Genomic DNA, 22,686 nt, shown 5'->3' with positions numbered 1-22,686 from the left:
ACCTCTTCGAGAGGTGTTGGGCACTAGCCAGCCACGACGGCTTGCACGCGAGATCTAGACCCCTTCGTGCAGACACCAAGCCAGCCGTCGAAGCCAGCCAGGCCGTTTTTTTCGGGTTCTCACCGCAACATGCGCGCACCGAGTGCAAAAGGTGCAAAGGTGCAAAGGTGCAAGAGGCGCGACAGGCAAACGATCCGACAAAGCCGGGTGGACGAATCCGTCCGCGCGGCTTTTTGTCTTTTGGGCTTCGCCGATGGATCGGGAGCTGCGCTAGCGCAGTTCGAGCGCCGCGATGCCCGCGCGCGCAATCGCCGTGTCCTGCTCCGACTTCGCGCCCGCCACGCCGATCGAGCCCACCGTTGCGCTCTCCACGACAATGGGCACGCCGCCCTCGATCATCGCGCCGAGCGGCGCGCTCAGAAATGCGGTGCGCCCCTGCTTGACGATGTCTTCGTAGATCCGGGTTTCGCGACGGCCCAAGGCCGCCGTGCGCCCTTTCGCGATCGCCATATCGACGGTGCTGGGCGCGGCGCCGTCCATCCGATGTAGATGGAGGAGATGACCGCCATCGTCGAGAATGGCGAAGGTGACGGTCCAGTGATTGGCCGCCGCGTGCGCGCGCGCCGCGGCGGCAATCTTGAGGACGTCTTCGTCGGTCAGTACGGGTTTGGTTCTCACGGGCGCCTCGCTTCGACAGATCGATAGGCGGCGCGCCGCCGATCAGTGTGCCGGCCAGTACCAGAACATCAGCCACCACGCGCTATCGACGACGGCCAATGCCGCCATGAACCATACCATCGACAGCGCGCGCTGGAAAACCTGCGTCGTGTAGCGGCGCGTCACGGGCCACGCGAGCGAGGCGCTCCACGCGTTCGCGATCACGAGAATCGCGATGCGCACGTCCGACGCCCAATCGAGCGGCACATGCTCGGCCTTCAGCAGCGACAGCGTCGTCGCCGACAGGCCGAGGAACACGCCCGTGCCCGCGATCGGAATCAGCGCCTGCGCGAGGTGGTGCAGGCGCTTCATCTCGAAGCGGCCCAACGTGCGCGTCGCACCGGCCAGCAGCGTGAACAGCGCCGTGCCGTAGACTGCGCCCGTCGCGAGGATGTAACCGATGACCATCGTGCCGTCGAGCCACGAGAACACGTCGTTCTGTTCCGGGTAATGCGTGAACAGGAACCACGGCGCGTTGGTGTCGAGCGGCCACAGAATGTTCTGATCGACGAGCCACGTCGCGAGCGACTGCTTGATATCGACGAACCACGGCGAGCCCGTCCAGTGGAAAGCGCCGATCGCGATGCCGAGCAGGCCGTACAGAATCAGCGCCGTGTCCCACGCGCTGGCCTGCTTGTCGCCAAGATCGACCACTTCCGACGACGGCTTGCGCCACGTCAGCGCAATCGCATCGCGATGACCGCTGCAGCGGCCGCACATGTGGCAGGCGGCGGCGCCCTTCATGTTGCGCAACGGCACGAGCGGCGCGCAGTTGATCGGGATCACGCGATGACCGTGCTCGCCTTCCTTATATGACCGGCGCCACGCGTCTTCGTCCACTTTGTAGTGAAACGGCGCAAGGCGCGCCAAAAGCGAAAAAACCCCATTGACGGGGCACAGGTATTTACACCAGACGCGCTTCTCGCGACCGTAGAGCAATCCGATGATCATCGCGGCAAATGTGGAACCGCCCAAGACCAGCAAGACTGCTTTCGGATATTGATAGACGCTGACCATCTGGCCATAGATCGTCGTCAGACCGAAGGCGACAAAGGGCCAGCCGCCCCAGCGCATCCAGCGCGGGATCGCCCAGCCTCGTCCGTATTTGCTCGCGAATTCGGCGAGCGCGCCTTCGGGACACAGCACGCCGCACCACACGCGCCCGAGCATCACCATCGACAACAGCACGAATGGCCACCAGATGCCCCAGAACACGAACTGCGCGGCCAGCGTCAGGTTGTTCCACAGATGCGCGGTGTCGCCCGGCAGTTCGGTGAACGCGGGCACGAGAATCAGAAAGGCGTAGACAGCGACGACCACCCACTGGATGCCGCGGATAACAGCGCCGTGGCGCTGCATCCAGTGGCCCACTTCCGCGAGCCGGCTGCCGCGGGATACGACTGCATCGCTCATGCCGCGCGTCCTGCCGCCTGTTGCGCCGGCGCACGGTTCGAACGGCGGATCAGATACCACACGACGCCCCAGTACAGCCCATAGGCGATCAGGTTCATCAGCGCGGGATGCGCGCGATAGCCCGTGAGCGTCGAGACGAGCGAGCCGAACGTGCTGGAGTCGTCGAGAATCATCGACGTGTTCCACACGCGGTCGACGATGGTCGGCAGGATTTCCTTGTCGATCAGTTTGTCGATGCCCGTCTGGAACAGGCCCGCGCCGAGGAACAGCAGCATGATTTCGGTGATGCGGAAAAACAGGCGCCACGAGAAGATCTTGCCGCCCAGTTGCAGCACGTAGAACGTGACGAACGCAAGGCCGAGACCGACCAGCACGGCGACGATCTGACTCAGGCCCACGTGACCCGACTGGCCAAAGCCGAGGCCGTACAGGAAGATCACCGTTTCGCTGCCCTCACGCGCGATGGCCAGCGCCACCAGCACCGCGACGCCCCACCAGTTCGCGGTCTGCGTACTCTTTTGCAGCGACCTTTCCATGTCGCGCTTGAGCGTGCGCCCATGCGACTTCATCCAGATCACCATCTGCACGATCAGTACGCACGCGATCAGCACCATGGCCGTCTGGAAATAGTCCTGCGCATCGCCCGACAGCACTTCGGTGAAACCGACGAGCGCCGCGCCCAGCCCGATCGCGGCCAGAATGCCCGCCGCCACGCCCGCCCACAGATACGGCAGTCCGTGGCGCGCCTGTTCGTCGCCGTTCTTCAGCCACGCGTACAGAATCCCCACGACGAGCAGCGCCTCGACGCTTTCCCGCCAAACGATGAACACTACCTGACCCATCGAAACCTCCAACTGCTTCACTGGACGTCGCGCACTCGCGCGTGTCCGTCGTATTACGGCCCTTGCTTACGGTCCTGCCGCGACGCGCCCGCGGGCGACGTCACTTGGCGACGATCACGCCTTGCGCCTGCTGATGGAAATCGTCGAAAAACTTGTAGGTGCCCGGATCGAGCGGCGCGATCACGACGACCGATTCGGCGCCCGGCGCCAGCACCTTCTCCTTGCGCAACTCGACGCTCTCGAATTCCGCCGCGCCCTTGCCCGTGTTCTTCACTTCGATCCGGATGCGCTTGCCCGCAGGCACTTCGATACGCGCCGGATTCAGCTTGCCGTCCGTCATTTCCAGCTTGAACGTGACCGCTTCGTCGGCGGCGTGCGCCAGTCCGACACATGACACCGCCATCGCGAAAGCGGCAATTTTCTTGTTGAGTCCCATGCACCCTTCCTGGAAATGCGGCGCGCTCTCACGCGCCGCTTACGTCATGACATAAGGGATCGCGATGCGATCGACGACGCTCAGTAACCGCCCTTCTTGCCGATGCCGGCGAACGTGAAGTCGTATTCGAGCGTGAACGGCTTGAACCACGGGCCGACGCCCGTTTCCTTGTCGATGTGACGGCCGAACGCCATGTGGCCGGATTGCACCGGCGGTTCGACGATCAGCTTCAGGTGATACTTGCCGGGGCCCGCGAGCTTGACGTTGTCGCCATAGTGCGGACCGTCGTCGGCGACCATCGGCATCAGATCGCCCTTCTGGTCATAGGCCGAACCCGGCTTCGTCAGTTCGTAGCGCACCTGCAGATAAGGCATCCAGTCGCCTTCTGCGAAACCCGTCGGATTCTTCTTGACTGCGTGAATGTCGGCCTCGAGGTGGACATCGGAATCCGACGCCTTGCGCATCATGCCCTCCGGGTCCATCGTGATCGGCTGCAGATACACGGCGCCGATTTCCATTCCGCCCTGGATCTGCTGCTTGCCGATGGGATATTCAGCAGCCGAAGCCGACATGGCAGCAACGGCAGCGAGCACGGCAACGCCGCCGCTCAGAAATGACGAAACGCGCATTGAAACTCCTTTGATTTTTTTAGACTGAAGCAACGAAAAGCTGACATCGAAAGGCGCGCCGAAGATGGCTAGCATGCGCGTGGTCTTTACGTCCTTCGCGAATCGTCCGGCGCCGTCGACGGGAACACCGACGAGCGCACAAGGAACGGTAATGCGAACCATTCTCAATACTTGGGCAAGTTTATCACTGTTCAAGGGGAAGGACAAATGAGAATGCGTCGAAAGCCTTGCTGCAACAGGGTCTTACGGGGAGCTTGTGCGCGGATTTCAGATGGGTTCGCGGGTTCGCGAGTCCGTGCGCTGTGCACGCGCGGTGCACGGGCTTCGCTCGCAGTCGTAGACGCGGGCGCCGGCAGGACGCCGCGCGCCGCGTTGCACGGCTGCGCCGGATACGCAGCAGGAAATGTCTAGTCCGTGGTCTAGTCCGTGCCCGTCAGATGATCGCCGACGTTCGCGCCGAACACGCGCTGCCGCAGCAACGCAAGCTGATCGCGCACCTGAGCCGCTTTTTCGAATTCGAGATTTTTCGCGTGCTCCATCATCTGCTTCTCAAGGCGCTTCAGTTCCTTCGCGAGCTGCTTTTCGGACATGTCTTCGAACTTCGCACGAACTTGCTGCTCCTTCAGCTCGGCGCGCGCTTCGTCGACGTTGTAGACGCCGTCGATGATGTCCTTGATCCGCTTCACCACGCCGCGCGGCACGATGCCCATCTTTTCGTTGAACGCCATCTGCTTGGCGCGCCGCCGCTCGGTTTCGTCGATGGCGCGCTTCATCGAGTCGGTGATCTTGTCGGCGTACAGAATCGCCTTGCCGTTCACGTTACGCGCGGCCCGGCCGATCGTCTGGATCAGCGAGCGTTCGGCGCGCAGAAAGCCTTCCTTGTCGGCGTCGAGAATCGCGACCAGCGAGACTTCAGGAATATCGAGGCCCTCGCGCAGCAGGTTGATTCCGACCAGCACGTCGAACGTGCCGAGACGCAGGTCGCGAATGATTTCGACGCGCTCGACGGTATCGATGTCGCTGTGCAGATAGCGCACCTTCACGCCGTGGTCGGCCAGAAACTCGGTCAACTGCTCGGCCATGCGCTTGGTCAGCACGGTGACGAGCACGCGGTCGCCTGCGGCCACGCGCTCGTTGATCTCGGCGAGCACGTCGTCGACCTGCGTGCGCGCCGGCCGCACCTCGATTTCAGGATCGACCAGACCCGTGGGCCGCACGACCTGCTCGGCCACCTGCCCCGACGTCTTCTGCTCATAGTCGGCGGGCGTCGCCGACACGAACACCACCTGGCGCATCTTGCGCTCGAACTCGTTGAACTTGAGCGGACGGTTGTCGAGCGCGGACGGCAGCCGGAAACCGTAGTCGACGAGATTCTCCTTGCGCGCGCGGTCGCCGTTGTACATGCCGTTCAACTGGCCGATCAGCACGTGCGATTCGTCGAGGAACATCATGGCGTCCGTCGGCAGATAGTCGACGAGGGTCGGCGGCGGCTCGCCGGGCGCCGCACCCGAGAAGTGCCGCGAGTAGTTCTCGATGCCCTTGCAGAAGCCCAGTTCCTGCAGCATTTCCAGATCGAAGCGCGTGCGTTGCTCGAGCCGCTGCGCTTCGACGAGCTTCCCATCGCTGTAGAAAAATTCCAGGCGGTCGCGCAGTTCGGACTTGATCGTCTCAACGGCGCGCATCACAGTCTCACGCGGCGTCACATAGTGCGACGACGGATAGACGGTGAAACGCGGAATTTTCTGTCGCACGCGGCCCGTGAGCGGATCGAACAGTTGAAGCGTGTCGATCTCGTCGTCGAACAGCTCGACGCGCACCGCCATTTCGGCGTGTTCGGCCGGAAAGATATCGATCGTGTCGCCGCGCACTCTAAACGACCCGCGTTGAAAGTCAGCTTCGTTACGGTTGTACTGCATCGCGATCAGACGCGCGATGATGTCGCGCTGCCCGATCTGATCGCCCGTACGCAGCGTCAGAATCATCTGGTGATATTCCGACGGATTGCCGATACCGTAGATCGCCGACACTGTCGCGACGATCACCACGTCGCGCCGCTCCATCAGGCTTTTGGTCGCCGACAGCCGCATCTGCTCGATATGCTCGTTGATCGACGAGTCCTTTTCGATGAACAGGTCGCGCTGCGGCACGTACGCTTCCGGCTGGTAATAGTCGTAGTACGAGACGAAATACTCGACGGCATTGCGCGGGAAGAACTCGCGAAACTCCGCGTACAACTGCGCGGCGAGCGTCTTGTTCGGCGCAAACACGATGGCCGGCCGGCCCAGCCGCGCGATGGTATTGGCCATCGTGTACGTCTTGCCGGAGCCCGTCACGCCGAGCAGGGTCTGAAACGACAAGCCATCTTCGACACCTTCGACGAGCGTGTCGATCGCCGTCGGCTGGTCGCCGGCGGGCGGGTACGGCTGATAGAGCCGAAACGGTGAGCCCTCGAACGTCACGAATTTGGACTCGTCGAGAGCGTCCTGGACTTCACTCAGATGATGTTCGGACATGGAAGCGGCACCTCGGCCGGGAGCAAACGACTATTCTAGCGTTTTGCGAACAGCAGGGTTCGAGGCCCGTCCGGCGGCGGGAGTCGGCTGTCTGCGCACATCCGCTACCGCGTCCGAAGCGGCGCAAACGCACTGGAAAACATCGCCAGATCGCTGTTTTCATTGCAAATTAATCTGTCCGCTCGCCGTGCCAATGCCAAAAACCCCGGCAAGATTCGCTACAATGGCACGTTGCGCGCCAGCGGGGCCGTTACGGCGACAGACCGTGGTATTCCACCGCACGTTCTGAACCCGGCCGCCGGAGGTGCATGCGGTTCCTGGCTGCATCCGAAGTCGTCCCTCTTTTCACTACTGCCGAATCATCATGTCTCTGTTCTCCGCCGTCGAACTTGCTCCCCGCGACCCGATTCTGGGCCTGAACGAAGCCTTCAACGCCGATACGCGCGCTACCAAGGTCAATCTTGGCGTTGGCGTGTACACCAACGAAGAAGGCAAGATTCCTCTGCTGCGCGCCGTCCGCGAAGCAGAAAAGGCACGCATCGAAGCGGCGCTGCCGCGTGGCTATCTGCCGATCGAAGGCATCGCCGTCTATGACGCCGCCGTGCAAAAGCTGCTGCTCGGCAACGACTCGCCGCTGATCGCCGCTGGCCGCGTCGTGACGGCGCAGGCGCTGGGCGGTACCGGCGCGCTCAAGATCGGCGCGGATTTCCTGAAGCGGGTGAATCCGGCATCGAAAGTCGCGATCAGCGATCCGAGCTGGGAAAACCACCGTGCGCTGTTCGAAGGCGCGGGATTCGAGGTGGTCTCGTACCCGTACTACGACGCAGCGACGCATGGCGTGAACTTCGAAGCCATGCTGTCGGCGCTCAACAGCTACGCGCCCGGCACGATCGTCGTGTTGCACGCGTGCTGCCACAACCCGACGGGCGTCGATCTGACGGTCGATCAATGGAAGCAGGTCGTCGAAGTCGTGAAGGCGCGCCAACTGGTGCCGTTCCTCGACATCGCCTATCAGGGTTTCGGCGACGGCATCGATGCCGACGCAGCCGCCGTACGCCTCTTCGCGCAATCGGAACTGAACGTGTTCGTGTCATCGTCTTTCTCGAAGTCGTTCTCGCTGTATGGCGAGCGCGTCGGCGCCCTGTCGATCATCACGGGCAGCAAGGAAGAAGCAGCGCGCGTGCTGTCGCAACTCAAGCGCGTGATCCGCACGAACTACTCGAACCCGCCGACGCACGGCGGCGCGGTCGTCGCAGCCGTGCTTGCATCGCCGGAACTGCGCGCGACGTGGGAAGCGGAACTGGGCGAAATGCGCGAGCGAATTCGCGCGATGCGCAACGGGCTTGTCGAGCGTCTGGCAGCGGCGGGCGTCGACCGCGACTTCAGCTTCGTCAACGCGCAACGCGGCATGTTCTCGTACTCGGGTCTGACGGCACCGCAAGTGGACCGTCTTCGCGAAGAGTTCGGCATCTACGCCGTCAGCACGGGCCGTATCTGCGTGGCCGCGCTGAACACGCGCAACCTGGACGCAGTGGCCAACGCGGTCGCAGCTGTCTTGAAGTAAGCAAGAAGAGCGAGACGGCGCCAGGCGTCGTCTCAACCGCGATTAAAAAAGGCGCTCCCCGTGAGCGCCTTTTTATTTGCATCTGTTGAAGTCGCAACGTCAACGTAAATCGCGATGGATGTCGTGGGTGACGAAACCTGAGTCGTTGTCGGGCATCTCTAGCCACCCCGGTTGCGCAAGCGAATTGCGGATGTCTTCCAGACCGCTTTCCCAATGCTGCAGCATCGTCGACAAGCCAAACTGGTAGTCCTTGTAGTGCCCTTCGTATTCCTTGTTGCGGTAGATCAGGTGAATGACGTTGTAGCGCTTCGAGCACGACAGCTCCTCGGCGAGCTTGCACCACGGGTCGTCGTGATGTTCGGGCGGAACACGTTCGAGCACTTCGCGCAGCACGTGCCGAAAACGCTGCGTACGCTGCATCATGTCCGTGACGAGCCGTGTGCGGCTCGAGTACTGGATGTCCTTCATCCGCCCCTGCACGTCGGTGATGTTGTCCGGCACCGGACCCAATGCGCTCCACAAATCGACCTGAAACGCGAGCGTATCGCGACGCGGACTGATCTGCGCCACCTCGTTGAGCGGCGTGTTCGACATCAGGCCGCCGTCCCAGTAATACTCGCCGTCGATTTCCACTGCCCCGAAGCCCGGCGGCAATGCACCCGACGCCATGAAATGCTCGGGCTTCAGAGTCTTATGCGTATTGTCGAAGTAGGCAAAGTTGCCAGTGTGTACGTTCACTGCTCCGACCGAAACACGTACTTCCTTCGAGTTGATTCTGTCGAAGTCGCAGAGCCGCTCGAGGGTCGCCTTGAGCGGCGTGGTGTCGTAGTAGCTTGCGTTTTGCGGCGGCACTGAAACAGCGGGCAGCGGCGGCGGAAAACGCGGCGTGAAAAAGCCCTTCTGCCCGTCGACGAGCGCGCCAACCGCCTGCATCGCGGTGAACGCCTTGCGCACCGTGTCGTTCGAGTTGAAGAGTGCCTGCTCGATGGCGGGCGGCACGGGCGGACCATAGGCTGGCTGGCAAATGGTCTCCCAGAACTCGCGCAATTTCTCGACGCGACGTTCGGGTGCATTGCCTGCAATGATCGCCGTGTTCAGTGCACCGATCGAAATGCCCGCGAGCCAGTTGGGCAGAATGCCCGCTTCGTCCAGCCCTTGATAGACGCCTGCCTGATACGCGCCGAGCGCGCCGCCGCCCTGCAACATCAGCGCGACCGTCTCGTACTGGGGCAGCGCGGCAAGATGACTGGCGCGAACGCCGGACGCCGCGCCCGCCTGATCGCTTTCCGGCGCGCCGGTCTCGCCGACGCGCGCCCGCTTCACATGCTGTGAGTTGCGTTGCGCCATCATCTCCTCCTCGCTTTTTGCGTCGCTTTTTGCCTCGCTTATTGCATGTACCAGCCGTGACTCACGATGAACGATTGGCCCGTGAGCGCCGCTGTCGGGAACGACGACAGGAACAGCACCGTTTGCGCGACATCTTCGACCGTCGTGAAGATGCCATCCACCGTGCCGCCGAGCATCACGCGTTTGACCACTTCTTCCTCGCTGATGTTCAGCTCTTTGGCCTGCTCGGGAATCTGCTTGTCGACGAGCGGCGTGCGCACGAAACCCGGACAAACGACATGCGAACGCACATTATGCTTCGCGCCCTCCTTCGCGAGCACGCGCGAAAGCCCAAGCAGCGCATGCTTGGCCGTCACGTACGCCGATTTGAGCGGCGACGCCTCGTGCGAATGCACGGAACCCATGTAGATCACAATACCGCCACGATCGTCCTTGTACATGTGCTTGAGGGCAGCCTTCGTGGTGAGGAAAGCGCCGTCCACGTGAATGGCCTGCATCTTCTTCCAGTCCGAGAACGAGTAGTTCTCGATCGGATTGACGATCTGGATGCCGGCATTTGAGATCAGGATATCCACCGAGCCGAATTCGGCTGCCACCTTGTCGATGCCCTGATTAACGGCGTCTTCGTTCGTTACATCCATCGCAACGCCGAGCGCCTTGCCGCCTGCCTTTTTGATCTCCTCCGCGACCGCGTTCGCGCCGTCCTGGTTCAGGTCGGCGATCGCGACTGCCGCGCCTGCCGCCGACAGCGTCAACGCGATCTGCTTGCCGATGCCGCTAGCCGCGCCCGTGACGACGGCAACCTTGCCTTTCAGACTCTCATTCGATGACGACATCCAGAACCTCCATGCAGTTGATTGAGCAATGACAACATGGCGCGCGGGCAGCGAAAAGCTGGCTGAACGGCATATGCCGTTCGGTCGATTGCTGCGCTGCGGCCGGTTCCGCTATTGTGCATGAAGCGACGCGAACTACACACGTAAAGGCACGCATTGCCGAATCGGATTAATGTGTGGGGTTCGGGCTACGACACTTACAAAGGAGATCTGGATGAATTATCGACGTCTCGGCCGCTCCGGCCTGCAGGTCAGCGAACTGTCCATCGGCTCATGGGTGACTTACGGCAATCAGGTGGACAGGCGCGCCGCGCGGGAATCGCTGGCGGCTGCCCGCGACGCCGGCGTGAATTTCTTCGACAACGCCGAGGTTTACGCCGGCGGCAAGTCGGAGCAGATTATGGGCGAAGCGTTGAAGGAACTGAACTGGCCGCGCGTAAGCTACATCGTCTCGACCAAGTTCTTCTGGGGGCTCAACGAAGCGCCCAATCAGTACCACACGCTCAACCGCAAGTATCTGCTCAACGCAATCGATCACTCGCTCAAGCGTCTGCAGCTCGACTATGTCGATCTCGTGTTCTGTCATCGTCCTGACCCGAACACGCCGATCGAGGAAACCGTGTGGGCGATGAGCGACATGATCGCGCGGGGGAAGGCGCTGTATTGGGGCACCTCCGAATGGAGCGCCGATGAAATTCGCGCGGCATACGAAATCGCCGAGCGCCATCATCTGCACAAGCCTGTGATGGAGCAGCCGCAATACAACCTGTTCCATCGCAGGCGCGTCGAACAGGAATATCGCCGGCTGTATGAAGACATCGGTCTCGGTCTGACGACATGGAGCCCGCTCGCCTCCGGACTGCTGACGGGCAAGTATCGCAATGGCGTGCCCGCCGGCAGCCGTGCGGAACTGCAAGGTTACGACTGGCTGCGCAAGGAACTGACCGACGCCGACAAGAATGATGTGGTCGGCAAGCTCGGCGAACTGGCGGACGAACTCGGCTGCACGATCGGGCAACTGGCGCTCGCGTGGATTCTGACCAATCCGAACGTCAGCACGATCATCACGGGCGCGTCGCGCGTCGAACAGATTGCGGAAAACATGAAGGCAAAGGACGTCGCCGAGCAGATCACGCCGGAGATCAAGGAACAGATCGAAGCGATCGTCGGGGACGCGTATCAATAAGCGGTCGACGTGCGGCGAGGCCGGGCGCTGCATGTCCGGCATCGGCGCCCAACGCGAACGGGTGGCGGCGGACATCGTCCGCAGCCCGCCTAGCGGCTCGCGTAACCGCGCGCCACGGGTCGCGTAGTCGGCATGCCAAACGGGCGCGACTAACCGGGGCAGGCAACCGGGTCGCGTAAAATACCCAGCCCTATCGCTCGGCTTCGCTTTTTTAGCGCTTTCATCGTCATGCTCAGTTACCGTCACGCTTTCCACGCAGGCAATCACGCCGACGTCCTGAAACACGCAGTCGTCGTGCAGTTGCTTCGCTATCTCGCGCAAAAGGACAAGCCGTATTGGTACATCGACACGCACGCGGGCGCGGGCGTGTATTCGCTGAAGGAAGGCTACGCGACCAAAACGGCGGAATTCGAAACCGGTATCGCGAAACTGTGGGATCGCAAGGACTTGCCGCCTGCGCTCGAAGAGTATGTCGACGAAGTGTCCGCGCTAAATCCCGATGGCGCGTTGCGATACTATCCCGGCTCGCCGTACCTTGCGTGGCGGCTCATGCGCGAGCAGGACCGTATGCGTCTGTTCGAATTGCACAGCACCGAGATCGACGTGCTGCGCCATAACTTTCGCGACGCAGGCCGCCGCGCAATGTTGTTTGCAGGAGACGGCTTCGACGGCATCAAGGCGCTATTGCCGCCGGCGCCGCGTCGCGCGCTCGTGCTCGTCGATCCTTCCTACGAAGACAAGCGCGATTACGCGCGCACGCTGACTTGCGTCGAAGAATGTCTGAAGCGATTTGCGACGGGGACGTATGCAGTCTGGTATCCGCAAGTCACGCGGCCAGAGTCGCAGCGCTTTCCTGAGCAGTTGAAGCGCTTGCAGGACAAGAACTGGCTGCATGTATCGCTGACCGTCAGCAATCCGCCTAGCGACGGGTTTGGGCTCTTCGGCAGCGGCATGTTCATTTTGAATCCGCCCTACACGCTGCCGAAGGTGATGAAGGAAACGCTGCCCTGGCTCGTCGATGCGCTCGGCCAGGACAGGAACGCGCAGTTCAAGATCGAACATCGGGGCGACTGAGCGGCCACTGAGCCGCGATCAGGCCGCGACGCCCTACTTCATCTGCTCGGCCGCCTTGCGCACGAAGTCGTTCGTGTAGGTCGATTTCAGATCGATTTTGGATGGGTCGAGCCGCGTATCGAACGAAGCAAGGGCGCGCAGGGCCGTCGGCGGGCCGTCGGCAGGCATCACGCCATCCGGCGAGTAAGCCTCGCGGACGTTGTGAAATGCATCGATGTACAACGCCTTGTCGTTCAACAGATACGCTGCCGGCACCATCTTCACGATATCGGCATCGCTTGCAGTCTGAAGCCAGCGGTCCGCACGTACGATTGCATTTGCAAGCGCCTGGACTGTCTTCGGATTTTTCTGGATGAAGCTATCCGACGCGTAGAGCGTTGCAGCGGGCATCGTCCCGCCGAATACTTCCTGCGTGCCCTTTACCGTACGCGTGTCGACCAGCACCTTGATGTCGCCCGCACGCTGCAGCTTGGTCATCATCGGGTCGACGTTCGATAGCGCATCGACCTGGCCGTTGCTCACCGCTGAAATGACGGTCGCGCCGCTGCCTACGCCGATCACGGAGACATCGCTGCGCTGCACGCCGGCTTTGCGCAGCGCGACGGTCAGCACCAGATCCGTCGACGATCCGGGCGCGCTCACGCCCACCTTCGCGCCTTTGAAATCGGCCAGTGTCTTCAGCGAGTCGGCTTTGCCTTTCGTCACGGCAACGGCAATCTGCGGTGCGCGGCCCATCAGCGCGAACGCGCGATAGTGCTGCCCTTTGGCCTGCATGAAGATGGTGTGTTCGTACGCGCCTGCGCCGACATCCGCGCTGCCGCCGACCACCGCCTCGAGAGCCTTCGATCCGCCCGCGAAATCCTCGAGCGTCACGTCGAGGCCTTCGTCCTTGAAAAAGCCCAGTTGGGACGCCGTCAGCACGGGAAGATAGTAAAGGCCGGGCAAGCCGCCAACGGCCATCGTGAGCGCCGGCTTCTCAGGCGTTTCCTTCGCGATAGCGGGATGGGCCGCAAGGGCCAGCAGCGCCACGCACGCGCTTGCCGCGCGCCGGAACCAGAGGTCAGGCATGTGTCGTCTCCTTGTGTTGGAATTGTTCGTCTCGCGACGCGAGCGCGCCGAATGCGTGCCTGCGAGCGATGATCGCGCAGCGATTGTCGGCCGATGAAGCGGCGCGCGCCATGCGCCGAAACCCGAATGCCGGGATGCGTGCGCTCGCCTACTGCGAGTGCGGCAAGGGAATCGGGCGCGGACGCGGCTGAGGCATCGGTGGATAGGGCGCGGCCGAGTCGCCCGGCAGCTGGATATACGGCGCGACGATATAGGGCGGCGAGGCGTTGGGCGCGAGTTGCTCGGGCTCGCCGATCGGCTGGGCCTCGACGATACGGCTTTGCGATAACGGCGCCGTTTGCAGCACGATGCCGCCCTGGCCGTCACTGATGCCGCCTTGGGTATCGAGAACCAACGGCTGACGGTTCGTCGGCGAAGCGGACCATGCCGCCGATGCCGCCCCCAGCAGCACGACGGCCGCAGCCCGTCGAAGCAGATGAATCGAGTGGTCTGGATACATGAGCGCCCCGGATTGATTGTAGGAATGCCGGCTTACCTCGAAAACATCTTACCTTACCGCGACGCGAACGTTCAGGCTAGCCGGTGCCGGGCAGCGTAGCGCAATCGTCAACCTCCAGATGTGACAAAGCCCCGCATGGCGGGGCCTGGTATAGCGGCGCGGCTCGCGGCGGTCAATTGCCGCGTAAGCCGAGCATGCGGCTTACAGCGAGTAGCCGCTGGTTTCAAGCGCGCGGATACGCTGCTCGAGTTGAACGATATCCGACGACGCTGCGAGATAAGCCTCGCGGCGGGTACGTTCAGCAGTTTCAAACCAGTTGCTCAGCTTTTCGATCAAGAACGCAAACATGATGGACTCCAAGGATCAGTAAGAACCCCCGGTGAGTTGAACATCAGGGATTTCCCGTAAAAGGGTTAACCCGAATTATAGCGTTCCAGTGCAACCTTACCAGTGAATTGCACGAATGATGTGCATTCCGATTTGGAATGGTGCATCTCGATCTTTGATCAAAGCATTGATTTTCGGCGATTTTTTTCGCCATCGGTCAAAAAACAGCGGTTACCGAGCCGTTTCATGCACCATATCAGTGCATCGGCCGGCTTTACTCACAACGTTGCGTCACTGTTTTTCAAAGACTGAGACAATCTGGCGCGGCACTCAGGCGAATCAGCCGATGCGAGGCTTTCGATGATCGGGCAATCCGGCCGGTCGTCGCCGTGGCAATGGTTAGCGAGATGGGCCAAGGTGTCGCGCATCTGCGTCAATTCGGCGATGCGCCGGTCGAGTTCCGTGACATGTTCAAGCGCAATCGACTTTACCTCGGCGCTCGCGCGCGAGCGGTCGTGCCACAGCGCGAGCAGCTTGCGGATATCGTCGACCAGAAATCCAAGGCGCCGCGCCTGCCGGATAAAGCGCAGCGAATGCACCTCCTGCGTGCCGTAGACGCGATAGCCCGCGGACGTCCGCTCTTTCGCTGCGAGCAATCCGACGCTCTCGTAATAGCGGATCATTTTCGCCGTCACGCCCGACGCGCGGGCTGCTTCACCGATATTCATCGTTCGTTCCCCACTCTGCTTCCACCTATGTTGCACGATTCTTGACCTTCCCAGCGTGGGAAGGTCAATCATGTAATTGCCGGTCGACAGGCATAATTCAACCCTCGCAGGACTTATCAGTTAGAGGAAAGCATGAGCATCGAATTCAAGGTGGAAGGCATGAGTTGCCAGCATTGCGTCGCGGCCGTCACGCGCGCGATCCAGGAACACGACGCAGGCGCGCAGGTCCAGGTCGACCTGTCCGCGGGCAAAGTCGCCGTCCAGTCGGGCGCATCCGTCGACACGCTGAAGGCCGCCATCGACGAGGCCGGGTATACGGTCGTCGCGGTCGTCGACACCGGCGGAAACTGAGCGAGGCACGCACGCCTATGTACAAGGTTGCCGTGATCGGCGCGTCGGGCTTGCTGGGGCGCGCAATCGCCAACGAGCTGGCGCAACAGCGGGGCTGGCAGCGCGTGCTAACGACCTTCAGCCGTCCGGAATCGCAAAGCGTCACGCTCGATATTCGTGACGCCGCCGCCGTCACGCGGTTCGTCGATCGCGAGCGTCCGGACGCGATCGTCATTGCGGCGGCCGAGCGGCGCCCGGACGTGTGCGAGCATGATCCGGCGCTCGCGCGCGCTCTGAATGTCGACGCCGTGCGGGCGATTGCGTCGGCGGCGCGCCGGTACGGTGCGTGGGTGCTGTCCATTTCCACCGATTACGTGTTCGACGGCACGCAGCCGCCGTACCGCCATGGCGCGGCGCCATCGCCGATCAACGCGTATGGCCGTAGCAAGCTCGAAGGCGAGCGGGCACTCGCCGAATCGACGGATATGGGCTGCGTGCTGCGCTTGCCGCTGCTGTTCGGGCCGATCGTCGACTGGGGGGAGTCGGCCGTGACGAGTCTCGTGCCCGCCATCGCCGCGTCGGCGCGCACGAAGCCCGAAGCCAGGGCCGCCGTGATGGACGCGTGGGCGATCCGCTATCCGACGTATACGCCCGACGTGGCTGTCGTCGTGCGGCAATTGCTGGAGCGGCACGCGCGCGGCGAAGCCGTGTGCGGCACCGCGCAATGGTCCGGCGACGAGCCGATGACGAAGTACGTCATCGCCCAACGCCTCGCGAGCGCGCTGCACGTCGACGCACAGTTGACGCCGCAGCACACGCCGACGGACGCGACGCCGCGCCCGCACAACTGTCATCTCGATTCGGCGCGGCTCGAAGCACTCGGCATCGGCCGGCGCACGCCGTTCGATACGGCGATCCGCGAGGTGCTGGCGAAATTTCCCTGGCGCGGAAAATAAGCGCCAAAAGAATCAGTGGAAGTCGCGGCTCGTCGATTGCAGCCCGCCCAGCAGATGCGACATATCGACAAGCCGCTGCGCCACCAGATGCCGCACTTCGCCTTCGCATTGCCACGTGCCATAGACGGCGAGCAGCGACGCGCCGAGCGCTTCCCGCCTTTGCTTTTCCAGCAGACTCGGCCAGATGATCACGTTGACGTTGCCCGTTTCGTCCTCGATCGTCACGAACAGCACGCCTTTCGCGGTGCCCGGCCGCTGCCGCACCGTGACGATGCCGCAGCCGCGCGCGAGGCGCCCGTTTCGATAGTCGCGCAACGTCGATGCCGGCATCAGACGCTGCTCCAGCAACACGGGCCGCAGCAATTCCAATGGATGACGGCCAAGCGTCAACCCGACCGAACGATAATCCGCGACGATATCCTGCGCCTCCGACGGCGCGCCGAGCGCGGGTGTGTCGTCCTCGACGGCCGCCATCGACAGCATGTCCTTGTCGGGCACGGCCGCCACCGCATGCCACAACGCCTCGCGCCGGTTGCCCGCCAGCGACGACAGCGCGTTCGCATCGGCGAGCACATGCAGATCGTGCCGGTTGAGCTGCGCGCGCCGCGCGAGATCGTGCACGCTCCTGAACGGCCGCACCGCGCGCGCGTTTTCGATACGCTCGGCCGCGCCGTCCTTCATGCCGCGCAACAGCGACAGACCGAGACGCACAGCGGGACGCGCGTGGCCTTCCATTTTTTCCAGCGACGAATCCCAGCCGCTCACCGTCACATCAGCGGGCAGCACGATCACGTCATGGCGCCGCGCGTCCTGCACGAGTTGCGACGGCGAATAGAAACCCATCGGCTGGCTGTTGAGCATCGCCGTGAGAAACGCCTCGGGCTCGTGACATTTGAGCCAACTGCTCGCGTACACCAGCAGCGCGAAACTCGCCGCGTGGCTCTCCGGAAAACCATATTCGCCGAAGCCCTTGATCTGCTCGAAAATCGCTTCGGCAAAGCTCTGGTCGTAGCCGCGCTCCTGCATGCCGTTGACGATGCGGTCGTAGTATTTTTCGAGGCCGCCCTTGCGCTTCCACGCGGCCATCGCGCGACGCAACTGATCGGCCTCGCCTGGCGTGAAGCCCGCCGCGAGAATCGCGACCTGCATCACCTGCTCCTGGAAAATCGGCACGCCGAGCGTACGCTCCAGCGCGATCTTCAACTGCTCACTCGGATAGCTGACAGGTTCGATCTTTTGCCGCCGACGCAGATACGGATGCACCGCCCCGCCCTGAATCGGCCCCGGCCGCACAATCGCGACCTCGATCACGAGATCGTAGAACTCTTTCGGTTTTAAACGCGGCAGCATGCTCATCTGCGCGCGCGATTCGATCTGGAACACGCCGATCGTATCGGCGCGCGAGATCATGTCGTACGTCGCTTTATCTTCAGCGGGAATGTCCTGCATCTCGAAGCGCTCGCCGCGCTGCTCCGCGACGAGACCGAGCGTGCGACGGATCGCCGACAGCATGCCGAGCGCGAGCACGTCGACCTTCAGGAGACCGAGCGATTCGAGATCGTCCTTGTCCCATTCGATCACCGAGCGGTCGGCCATCGCCGCGTTCTCGATGGGCACGAGCCGCGTGAGCTTGCCGCGGCTGATCACGAAGCCGCCCGAATGCTGCGACAGATGACGCGGAAAGTTCAGCAGTTGCGCCGCGAGCCGCGCCCACGCCTGGATCATCGGCTTTTCAGGATCGAGACCCGACTCTTCGAAGCGCTTGAGCAGGTCGTGACTCGTATCGAACCAGTGATGCGACTTTGCGACGGTATCGACGATCTGCGGATCGATGCCGAGCGCTTTGCCCGTTTCGCGCAATGCGCCGCGCGGCCGGTACGTCGAGACGGCCGCCGCGATCGCCGCGCGGTCGCGTCCGTACTTGCGGTAGATGTACTGGATGACCTCCTCGCGCCGTTGATGCTCGAAGTCGACATCGATATCCGGCGGCTCGCCGCGCTCCTTTGAGATGAAACGCTCGAACAGCATGTTGCCGCGCGCGGGATCGACTTCCGTGACGCCGAGGCAATAGCACACGGCCGAGTTGGCCGCCGACCCACGCCCCTGACACAGAATGTGCTGGCTGCGTGCATAACGCACGATGTCGTAGACGGTCAGAAAATACGGCTCATAACCGAGATCCGCGATCAGCGCGAGTTCGTGCTCGATCTGCTGCTGCACGTTGAACGGAATGCCCGAAGGAAACCGGTGCTGCGCGCCGATGTACGTCTCCTGACGCAGATAGGCCGTCGGTGTGTAGCCTGCGGGCACGAGTTCGTCGGGATATTCGTAGCAAAGCTCATCGAGCGAAAACGCGCAGCGCGACAGCACGCTGATCGTCTCGCGCACCGTGTGTTCAGGATAGAGATTCGAAATCCGCAAGCGCGAGCGCAGATGCTGTTCGGCATTCGGCGCGAGTTCATAACCGCATTCGTGCACCGGCTTGCCGACGCGGATCGCCGTCATCGTATCCTGCAGCGGCTTGCGCGAACGCACATGCATCACGACGTGACCCAATGCGACGACGGGCACGTTCTGTTTGTTGGCGACATATTCGAGCGCGCCGCGATGAATGTCGTCCATCGCGCGCTGATGCAGCACGAGCCCGGCCCACGCGCGGGCCGGAAACGTCTCGTCGAGCCATTCGATCTGTGCTTCGAGCAACTCTTCGTTCGCGGGAAAATCCGGCACGAGGATCGCGAGACAGTCGGGCATGCCGCGCAGATGCGCGTTCTCCCGATCGGGCCGCGACAGATCGTGCGGCGTCAGCCGATATTCGCCCTTCGGCGCACGCGTGCGCGCAAGCGTGATCAGTTCCGACAGATTGCCGTAGCCCTCGCGATTCTGCGCGAGCAGGATCAGGCCGAACGCGGGCGTGCCGTCGGCGTTGCGCAACCGGAAATACGAACCGATCACGAGCGGCAAGCCCACTTCCTTCGCCGCGACGTGCGCGCGCACGACGCCCGCGAGCGAGCATTCATCGGTGATGGCGAGCCCTGAATAACCGAGCTGGAATGCGCGCTCGGCGAGTTCTTCTGCATGCGATGCGCCATGCAGGAACGTGAAGTTCGAGAAGCAGAACAGCTCCGCATAAGCCGGCAGCGCGTTGAACGTCGGATCCATCGCGCGTCATCCGAACAGGCCGTGCAGGAACCAGCGCGGTTCCTCTTCGGCATCGCGGCTGCTGACGCGCTCCCGATACACCCAGTAGCAACTGCGGTCGTCGCCTTGCATGACGAAGTAATCGCGCGTGACGAGCGCGCCGTCGAACCAGCCTGCCTCGATCCGCTCGCCCGGCGACACAGGCTTCAGCGACGAACCGTAGAACGGCCGATGATGGCGCATCAACAGGCGCACGGGCGTCGCCAGCATCCAGGTCGGACGCGGCAAGCCTTTGGGCAGCTGCATTTTCTTTTCGACGTGATTGATGGGCACCCAGCGGTTCGCAACTTCGGGCCGGTAGTCGGCCGTCGGCGCGGGCCGCAGCACATTCTCCTCGCCGTTGCGCGCGATCAGCAGCTCGATCAGCCGCGCGTGATCCGCGGGCGAGCCGCCCGGTTGAGGGAAGAGTTGATCGGTGGCGGGCGCGGCGTCATCCACTTTCGATGCATCGAGCCGCAATGCGATGGCGGGCGCCTCCAGCGTCAGGCGATGCAGCCGCTCCTTCACGAGCCGCAGCAAATGATCTTCGCGCCAGGCGGCCTCGCCGAGCGCGATATCGATCGACGTCGGCGCCATCGCTTCGCGGCCGCGCTCATGCTCGAACGACAGCGTGATCGCCGTCACCGCCAGTTGCTTCGCGCACAGCCAGCCGCACAACTGCACGATCAGACGATGCGCGGCAAACACGGCGCCGTCGGCATGCTCGAGACGGTCGGGCAGTTCGAGGCGCGCGCCGAACGTGGGCGGCAATTCGAGCCAGTCGAACAGTTCCGGCGCGGTGCCGAACGCGCGATCGAGCGAATCCAGCAGACGCTCGCCGCAGCGCCGCTGCAGACCGGCGCGCGGCAGGCGACGCACATCGGCAATCGATTCGCAGCCAAGCCCCGTGAACCAGTCGGCGAAAGGACGGATCTCCGGCACGGCGAGCATCGGCAGCGGCGCAAGCACCCGTTCGAGCGACGCAAGCTGCAGCACGCGCCGGTTGCCGTGCTTCGCCAGCAGCCAGGCGCCCTGCCCGGTCGGCGCGGCGCTGATGCGCGCCGTCAGGCCAAGCGCGCTGATAATCGCTTTCGCCTTACGGCACAGCGACAGCAGTCCGCCGAACAGCCGCAGGCTCGCGCCCACTTCGACAAGCACTGTCGCTTCGTCGAGCAGCGCGACATCGGGGGAAAACTTCATCAGCGCGATGCCGACGTCGCGCTGCGTGGCGTGCTCGCGCGCAATGTCGCGTTCATACAAAGCCGTTTCCGGCGACAGCGTCAACACGCCACCGCGCTTCATGCCGAGCCGCACGCCTGCTGCGCGGGCTGCGTTGTCGGCAATCGTGACCTTGTCTTTCTCCAGCACCGCACTGCCGTGCTCGGGCTCAGGCGACCACTTCGGTCGAAAGACTTCGAGTGGCAACTTCGGCAAGTGGACGGCGAGAAAGACGCGCATGACGGGAAAACAGAACGGGTGTAGGTTGAAGAGGAATCGACAGAGGCTCGGCGCGTGTCGGGCCTCGTCGTTTGACGATGTCGACCATCAGGCCGTCGGCCGATGGTCGTAACGCCAGCCGCAATAGCGCCGGCGATGAGTCCTGCGCCGATGCAAGCGGCCGGACCATGATGAAAAGCGTCTCTGACGACTGCGCCGCCAGATGCAAACGCCGCAGCGACGACGCCTGCGCATGCTGCGCCCACAGGATCAGCGCGCCGCAGGTGCCGGCGCGCAAGATCTGCTCGGCGGACCAGAAGGCGTCGGCGCTCTTGGGGGCTTTGACTTGCAACAGCGTGTCAAGCGAGAGCCCGATGTAATCAAGGCCCAAGCCGTCCGGAATATGCGGCGGCTGCACCAGCGCGATAGGACGATCGCCGAGCGAACTCAACGCCGGCCGCAATAAACGCATTTCCCCGACGCCGGGCACCTGGACCAGCAAATCGACAAGCGCACCGATGGGCCAGCCGCCACCGGGCAATTCCGTCGATAGCGCGGGATAGCCCGTGTCGAGCGTGCGCCGGCCTCCGCGCGCGAGCTGCGTAGCTCGCCATAGCGATGGGTGGATTTCTTCGGCACGGGCGGGTGCGACTGACATGGGCGTAGAGAAATACCTGTATATATGTACAGTATCCTACACGGAAATGCCGGCGGGAATGGCGCCCTTTTTGGGAAACGTCTGATGTTTTATTGTGGTTAGCGCGCGCTGTCTGATGCCGTGTCAGAGGTGGATCGGCCGATGCAACTGTCAGCGGCAGGCTGTTTGGTGATTTTTTGTTTTGGGACGCCCAGCGGCGACACCGGGAGTCGGGCGCGGACAGGCTCGAAGAAACGAACGGGATTTCCACAATCGTGGGACATCGCGGGCTGGTGGCAACCACGATTGTCTGGTGCTTCTGACCTTACCCTCTGAAGTATCCCACTGTAAAGTTAGTGGCAAGGCCGCAGGAGAAACCTTGTCATGAAAAAGTCGCGGTTCAGCGAAGAGCAGATTATCGGGGTGCCGAAGGAAGCCGATGCGGGTATGAAGGTCGCAGACCTGTGCCGCAAGCACGGCATATCGGATGCGACGTTCTATAACTGGCGTAGTCGCTACGGCGGCATGGATATATCGGAAGCGCGCCGGTTGCGACAGCTGGAAGAGGAAAATCAGCGCCTCAAGCGGCTGGTAGAAGGACGTTCCTGGAAAAAAGTAAGTTCGCCCGCGCAGCGCCGGGAAGTCGTGCAGCAGGTGATTGAACAGCACGACTATTCGGAGCGCCGGGCGTGCGCACTCGTTGGCCTGAATCGTCGGACGTTCCGGCGGCCGGTGTCGCCTGACGCCGACCATGAAGTCCGGCAACGGATGCGCGAGCTGGCGCAGGATCGGCCACGGTTTGGCTCGCCCCGCCTGCATGTCTTGCTACGGCGGGAGGGGCAGGTCACATCCGACCTTGAAGACGCTGAATGACAAAGACCCCGCCGCGATGGCGCGATGGCGGTCATCCTTGCACAGCGGCAAAGTCGGCACGCCGTAAACGCCACGACCCCGCCTTTTGAGGGGC

Annotated in this window: 21 protein-coding genes; 6 read left to right on the top strand and 15 right to left on the bottom strand. The window is 62.8% G+C overall.

Annotated elements, in window-relative coordinates:
* Nucleotides 1-270: 270 nt before the first annotated feature.
* From H3V53_RS34700 to uvrB, 6 genes are all read right to left on the bottom strand, one after another.
* Entirely contained in the window at nt 271-678 is a 408-nt protein-coding gene (locus tag H3V53_RS34700) for a GlcG/HbpS family heme-binding protein (protein WP_336601678.1), read from the bottom strand.
* 42 nt (nt 679-720) lie between these two features.
* Nucleotides 721-2,130, bottom strand: a complete 1,410-nt coding sequence (locus tag H3V53_RS34695) for a 4Fe-4S binding protein (RefSeq protein WP_336601677.1) — start codon at nt 2,128-2,130, stop codon at nt 721-723.
* Entirely contained in the window at nt 2,127-2,972 is an 846-nt protein-coding gene (locus H3V53_RS34690) for an FTR1 family iron permease (protein ID WP_336601676.1), read from the bottom strand. The genes H3V53_RS34695 and H3V53_RS34690 overlap by 4 nt, the downstream gene beginning before the upstream one ends.
* Before the next feature lie 100 nt (nt 2,973-3,072).
* Nucleotides 3,073-3,408, bottom strand: coding sequence for a cupredoxin domain-containing protein (locus H3V53_RS34685; protein ID WP_054926920.1), 336 nt, complete (start codon nt 3,406-3,408; stop codon nt 3,073-3,075).
* Between the two features lie 80 nt (nt 3,409-3,488).
* Complete coding sequence (locus H3V53_RS34680; protein WP_336601675.1) at nt 3,489-4,037, bottom strand: iron transporter; 549 nt, start codon at nt 4,035-4,037, stop codon at nt 3,489-3,491.
* Between the two features lie 419 nt (nt 4,038-4,456).
* Entirely contained in the window at nt 4,457-6,550 is a 2,094-nt protein-coding gene (uvrB, locus tag H3V53_RS34675) for an excinuclease ABC subunit UvrB (protein WP_336601674.1), read from the bottom strand.
* 364 nt (nt 6,551-6,914) lie between these two features.
* Here uvrB and H3V53_RS34670 point away from each other — a divergent pair, with 364 nt between their 5' ends.
* Entirely contained in the window at nt 6,915-8,114 is a 1,200-nt protein-coding gene (locus tag H3V53_RS34670; protein ID WP_054926915.1) for an aromatic amino acid transaminase, read from the top strand.
* 99 nt (nt 8,115-8,213) lie between these two features.
* Here the strand turns inward: H3V53_RS34670 and H3V53_RS34665 are convergent, their stop codons facing one another.
* Both H3V53_RS34665 and H3V53_RS34660 read right to left on the bottom strand, forming a co-directional pair.
* A complete protein-coding gene (locus tag H3V53_RS34665) occupies nt 8,214-9,461 on the bottom strand; it encodes a patatin-like phospholipase family protein (RefSeq protein WP_336601689.1) in 1,248 nt (415 codons plus the stop codon).
* Between the two features lie 38 nt (nt 9,462-9,499).
* Nucleotides 9,500-10,297: a 3-hydroxybutyrate dehydrogenase gene (locus H3V53_RS34660; RefSeq protein ID WP_336601673.1), complete on the bottom strand. Its 798-nt coding sequence runs from the start codon at nt 10,295-10,297 to the stop codon at nt 9,500-9,502.
* Nucleotides 10,298-10,511: 214 nt separating this feature from the next.
* On the opposite strand from H3V53_RS34660, the gene H3V53_RS34655 reads away from it, so the two are divergent.
* Nucleotides 10,512-11,483, top strand: coding sequence for a potassium channel beta subunit family protein (locus H3V53_RS34655; RefSeq protein ID WP_336601672.1), 972 nt, complete (start codon nt 10,512-10,514; stop codon nt 11,481-11,483).
* 228 nt (nt 11,484-11,711) lie between these two features.
* Complete coding sequence (locus tag H3V53_RS34650) at nt 11,712-12,557, top strand: 23S rRNA (adenine(2030)-N(6))-methyltransferase RlmJ (protein ID WP_336601671.1); 846 nt, start codon at nt 11,712-11,714, stop codon at nt 12,555-12,557.
* Between the two features lie 33 nt (nt 12,558-12,590).
* Here the strand turns inward: H3V53_RS34650 and H3V53_RS34645 are convergent, their stop codons facing one another.
* From H3V53_RS34645 to cueR, 4 genes are all read right to left on the bottom strand, one after another.
* Complete coding sequence (locus tag H3V53_RS34645; RefSeq protein WP_054926911.1) at nt 12,591-13,625, bottom strand: ABC transporter substrate-binding protein; 1,035 nt, start codon at nt 13,623-13,625, stop codon at nt 12,591-12,593.
* Between the two features lie 148 nt (nt 13,626-13,773).
* Entirely contained in the window at nt 13,774-14,124 is a 351-nt protein-coding gene (locus tag H3V53_RS34640) for a hypothetical protein (RefSeq protein WP_336601670.1), read from the bottom strand.
* Between the two features lie 201 nt (nt 14,125-14,325).
* Complete coding sequence (locus H3V53_RS34635; protein WP_336601669.1) at nt 14,326-14,472, bottom strand: DUF3563 family protein; 147 nt, start codon at nt 14,470-14,472, stop codon at nt 14,326-14,328.
* A gap of 257 nt (nt 14,473-14,729) precedes the next feature.
* Nucleotides 14,730-15,179 (bottom strand): Cu(I)-responsive transcriptional regulator, encoded by a 450-nt coding sequence (cueR, locus tag H3V53_RS34630; protein WP_336601668.1) that lies wholly within the window; start codon nt 15,177-15,179, stop codon nt 14,730-14,732.
* A gap of 132 nt (nt 15,180-15,311) precedes the next feature.
* Between cueR and H3V53_RS34625 the strand changes: the two genes are divergently transcribed.
* Both H3V53_RS34625 and H3V53_RS34620 read left to right on the top strand, forming a co-directional pair.
* Entirely contained in the window at nt 15,312-15,530 is a 219-nt protein-coding gene (locus tag H3V53_RS34625) for a heavy-metal-associated domain-containing protein (protein ID WP_336601667.1), read from the top strand.
* Between the two features lie 17 nt (nt 15,531-15,547).
* Entirely contained in the window at nt 15,548-16,465 is a 918-nt protein-coding gene (locus H3V53_RS34620) for a dTDP-4-dehydrorhamnose reductase family protein (RefSeq protein ID WP_336601666.1), read from the top strand.
* 12 nt (nt 16,466-16,477) lie between these two features.
* On the opposite strand, the gene H3V53_RS34615 is transcribed toward H3V53_RS34620, so the two are convergent.
* Genes H3V53_RS34615 through imuA form a run of 3 tightly spaced genes read right to left on the bottom strand, consistent with a single transcriptional unit; the run spans nt 16,478 to nt 21,740 of the window.
* Nucleotides 16,478-19,627, bottom strand: a complete 3,150-nt coding sequence (locus tag H3V53_RS34615) for an error-prone DNA polymerase (protein ID WP_336601665.1) — start codon at nt 19,625-19,627, stop codon at nt 16,478-16,480.
* A gap of 6 nt (nt 19,628-19,633) precedes the next feature.
* A complete protein-coding gene (locus H3V53_RS34610; protein ID WP_336601664.1) occupies nt 19,634-21,103 on the bottom strand; it encodes a Y-family DNA polymerase in 1,470 nt (489 codons plus the stop codon).
* On the bottom strand, nt 21,033-21,740 hold the full coding sequence (gene imuA, locus H3V53_RS34605) for a translesion DNA synthesis-associated protein ImuA (RefSeq protein ID WP_336601663.1): 708 nt from the start codon (nt 21,738-21,740) through the stop codon (nt 21,033-21,035). Before imuA ends, H3V53_RS34610 begins: the two co-directional genes overlap by 71 nt.
* Nucleotides 21,741-22,103: 363 nt before the next feature.
* Here imuA and H3V53_RS34600 point away from each other — a divergent pair, with 363 nt between their 5' ends.
* Nucleotides 22,104-22,592, top strand: coding sequence for a transposase (locus H3V53_RS34600; protein ID WP_336601662.1), 489 nt, complete (start codon nt 22,104-22,106; stop codon nt 22,590-22,592).
* Nucleotides 22,593-22,686 lie beyond the last annotated feature (94 nt).

The sequence above is a fragment of the Paraburkholderia bengalensis genome (assembly GCF_037126505.1).
GTDB lineage: Bacteria > Pseudomonadota > Gammaproteobacteria > Burkholderiales > Burkholderiaceae > Paraburkholderia > Paraburkholderia bengalensis.
Note: the sequence above shows the minus strand (reverse complement) of the source record. Positions and strands in the feature narration are given on the sequence as shown.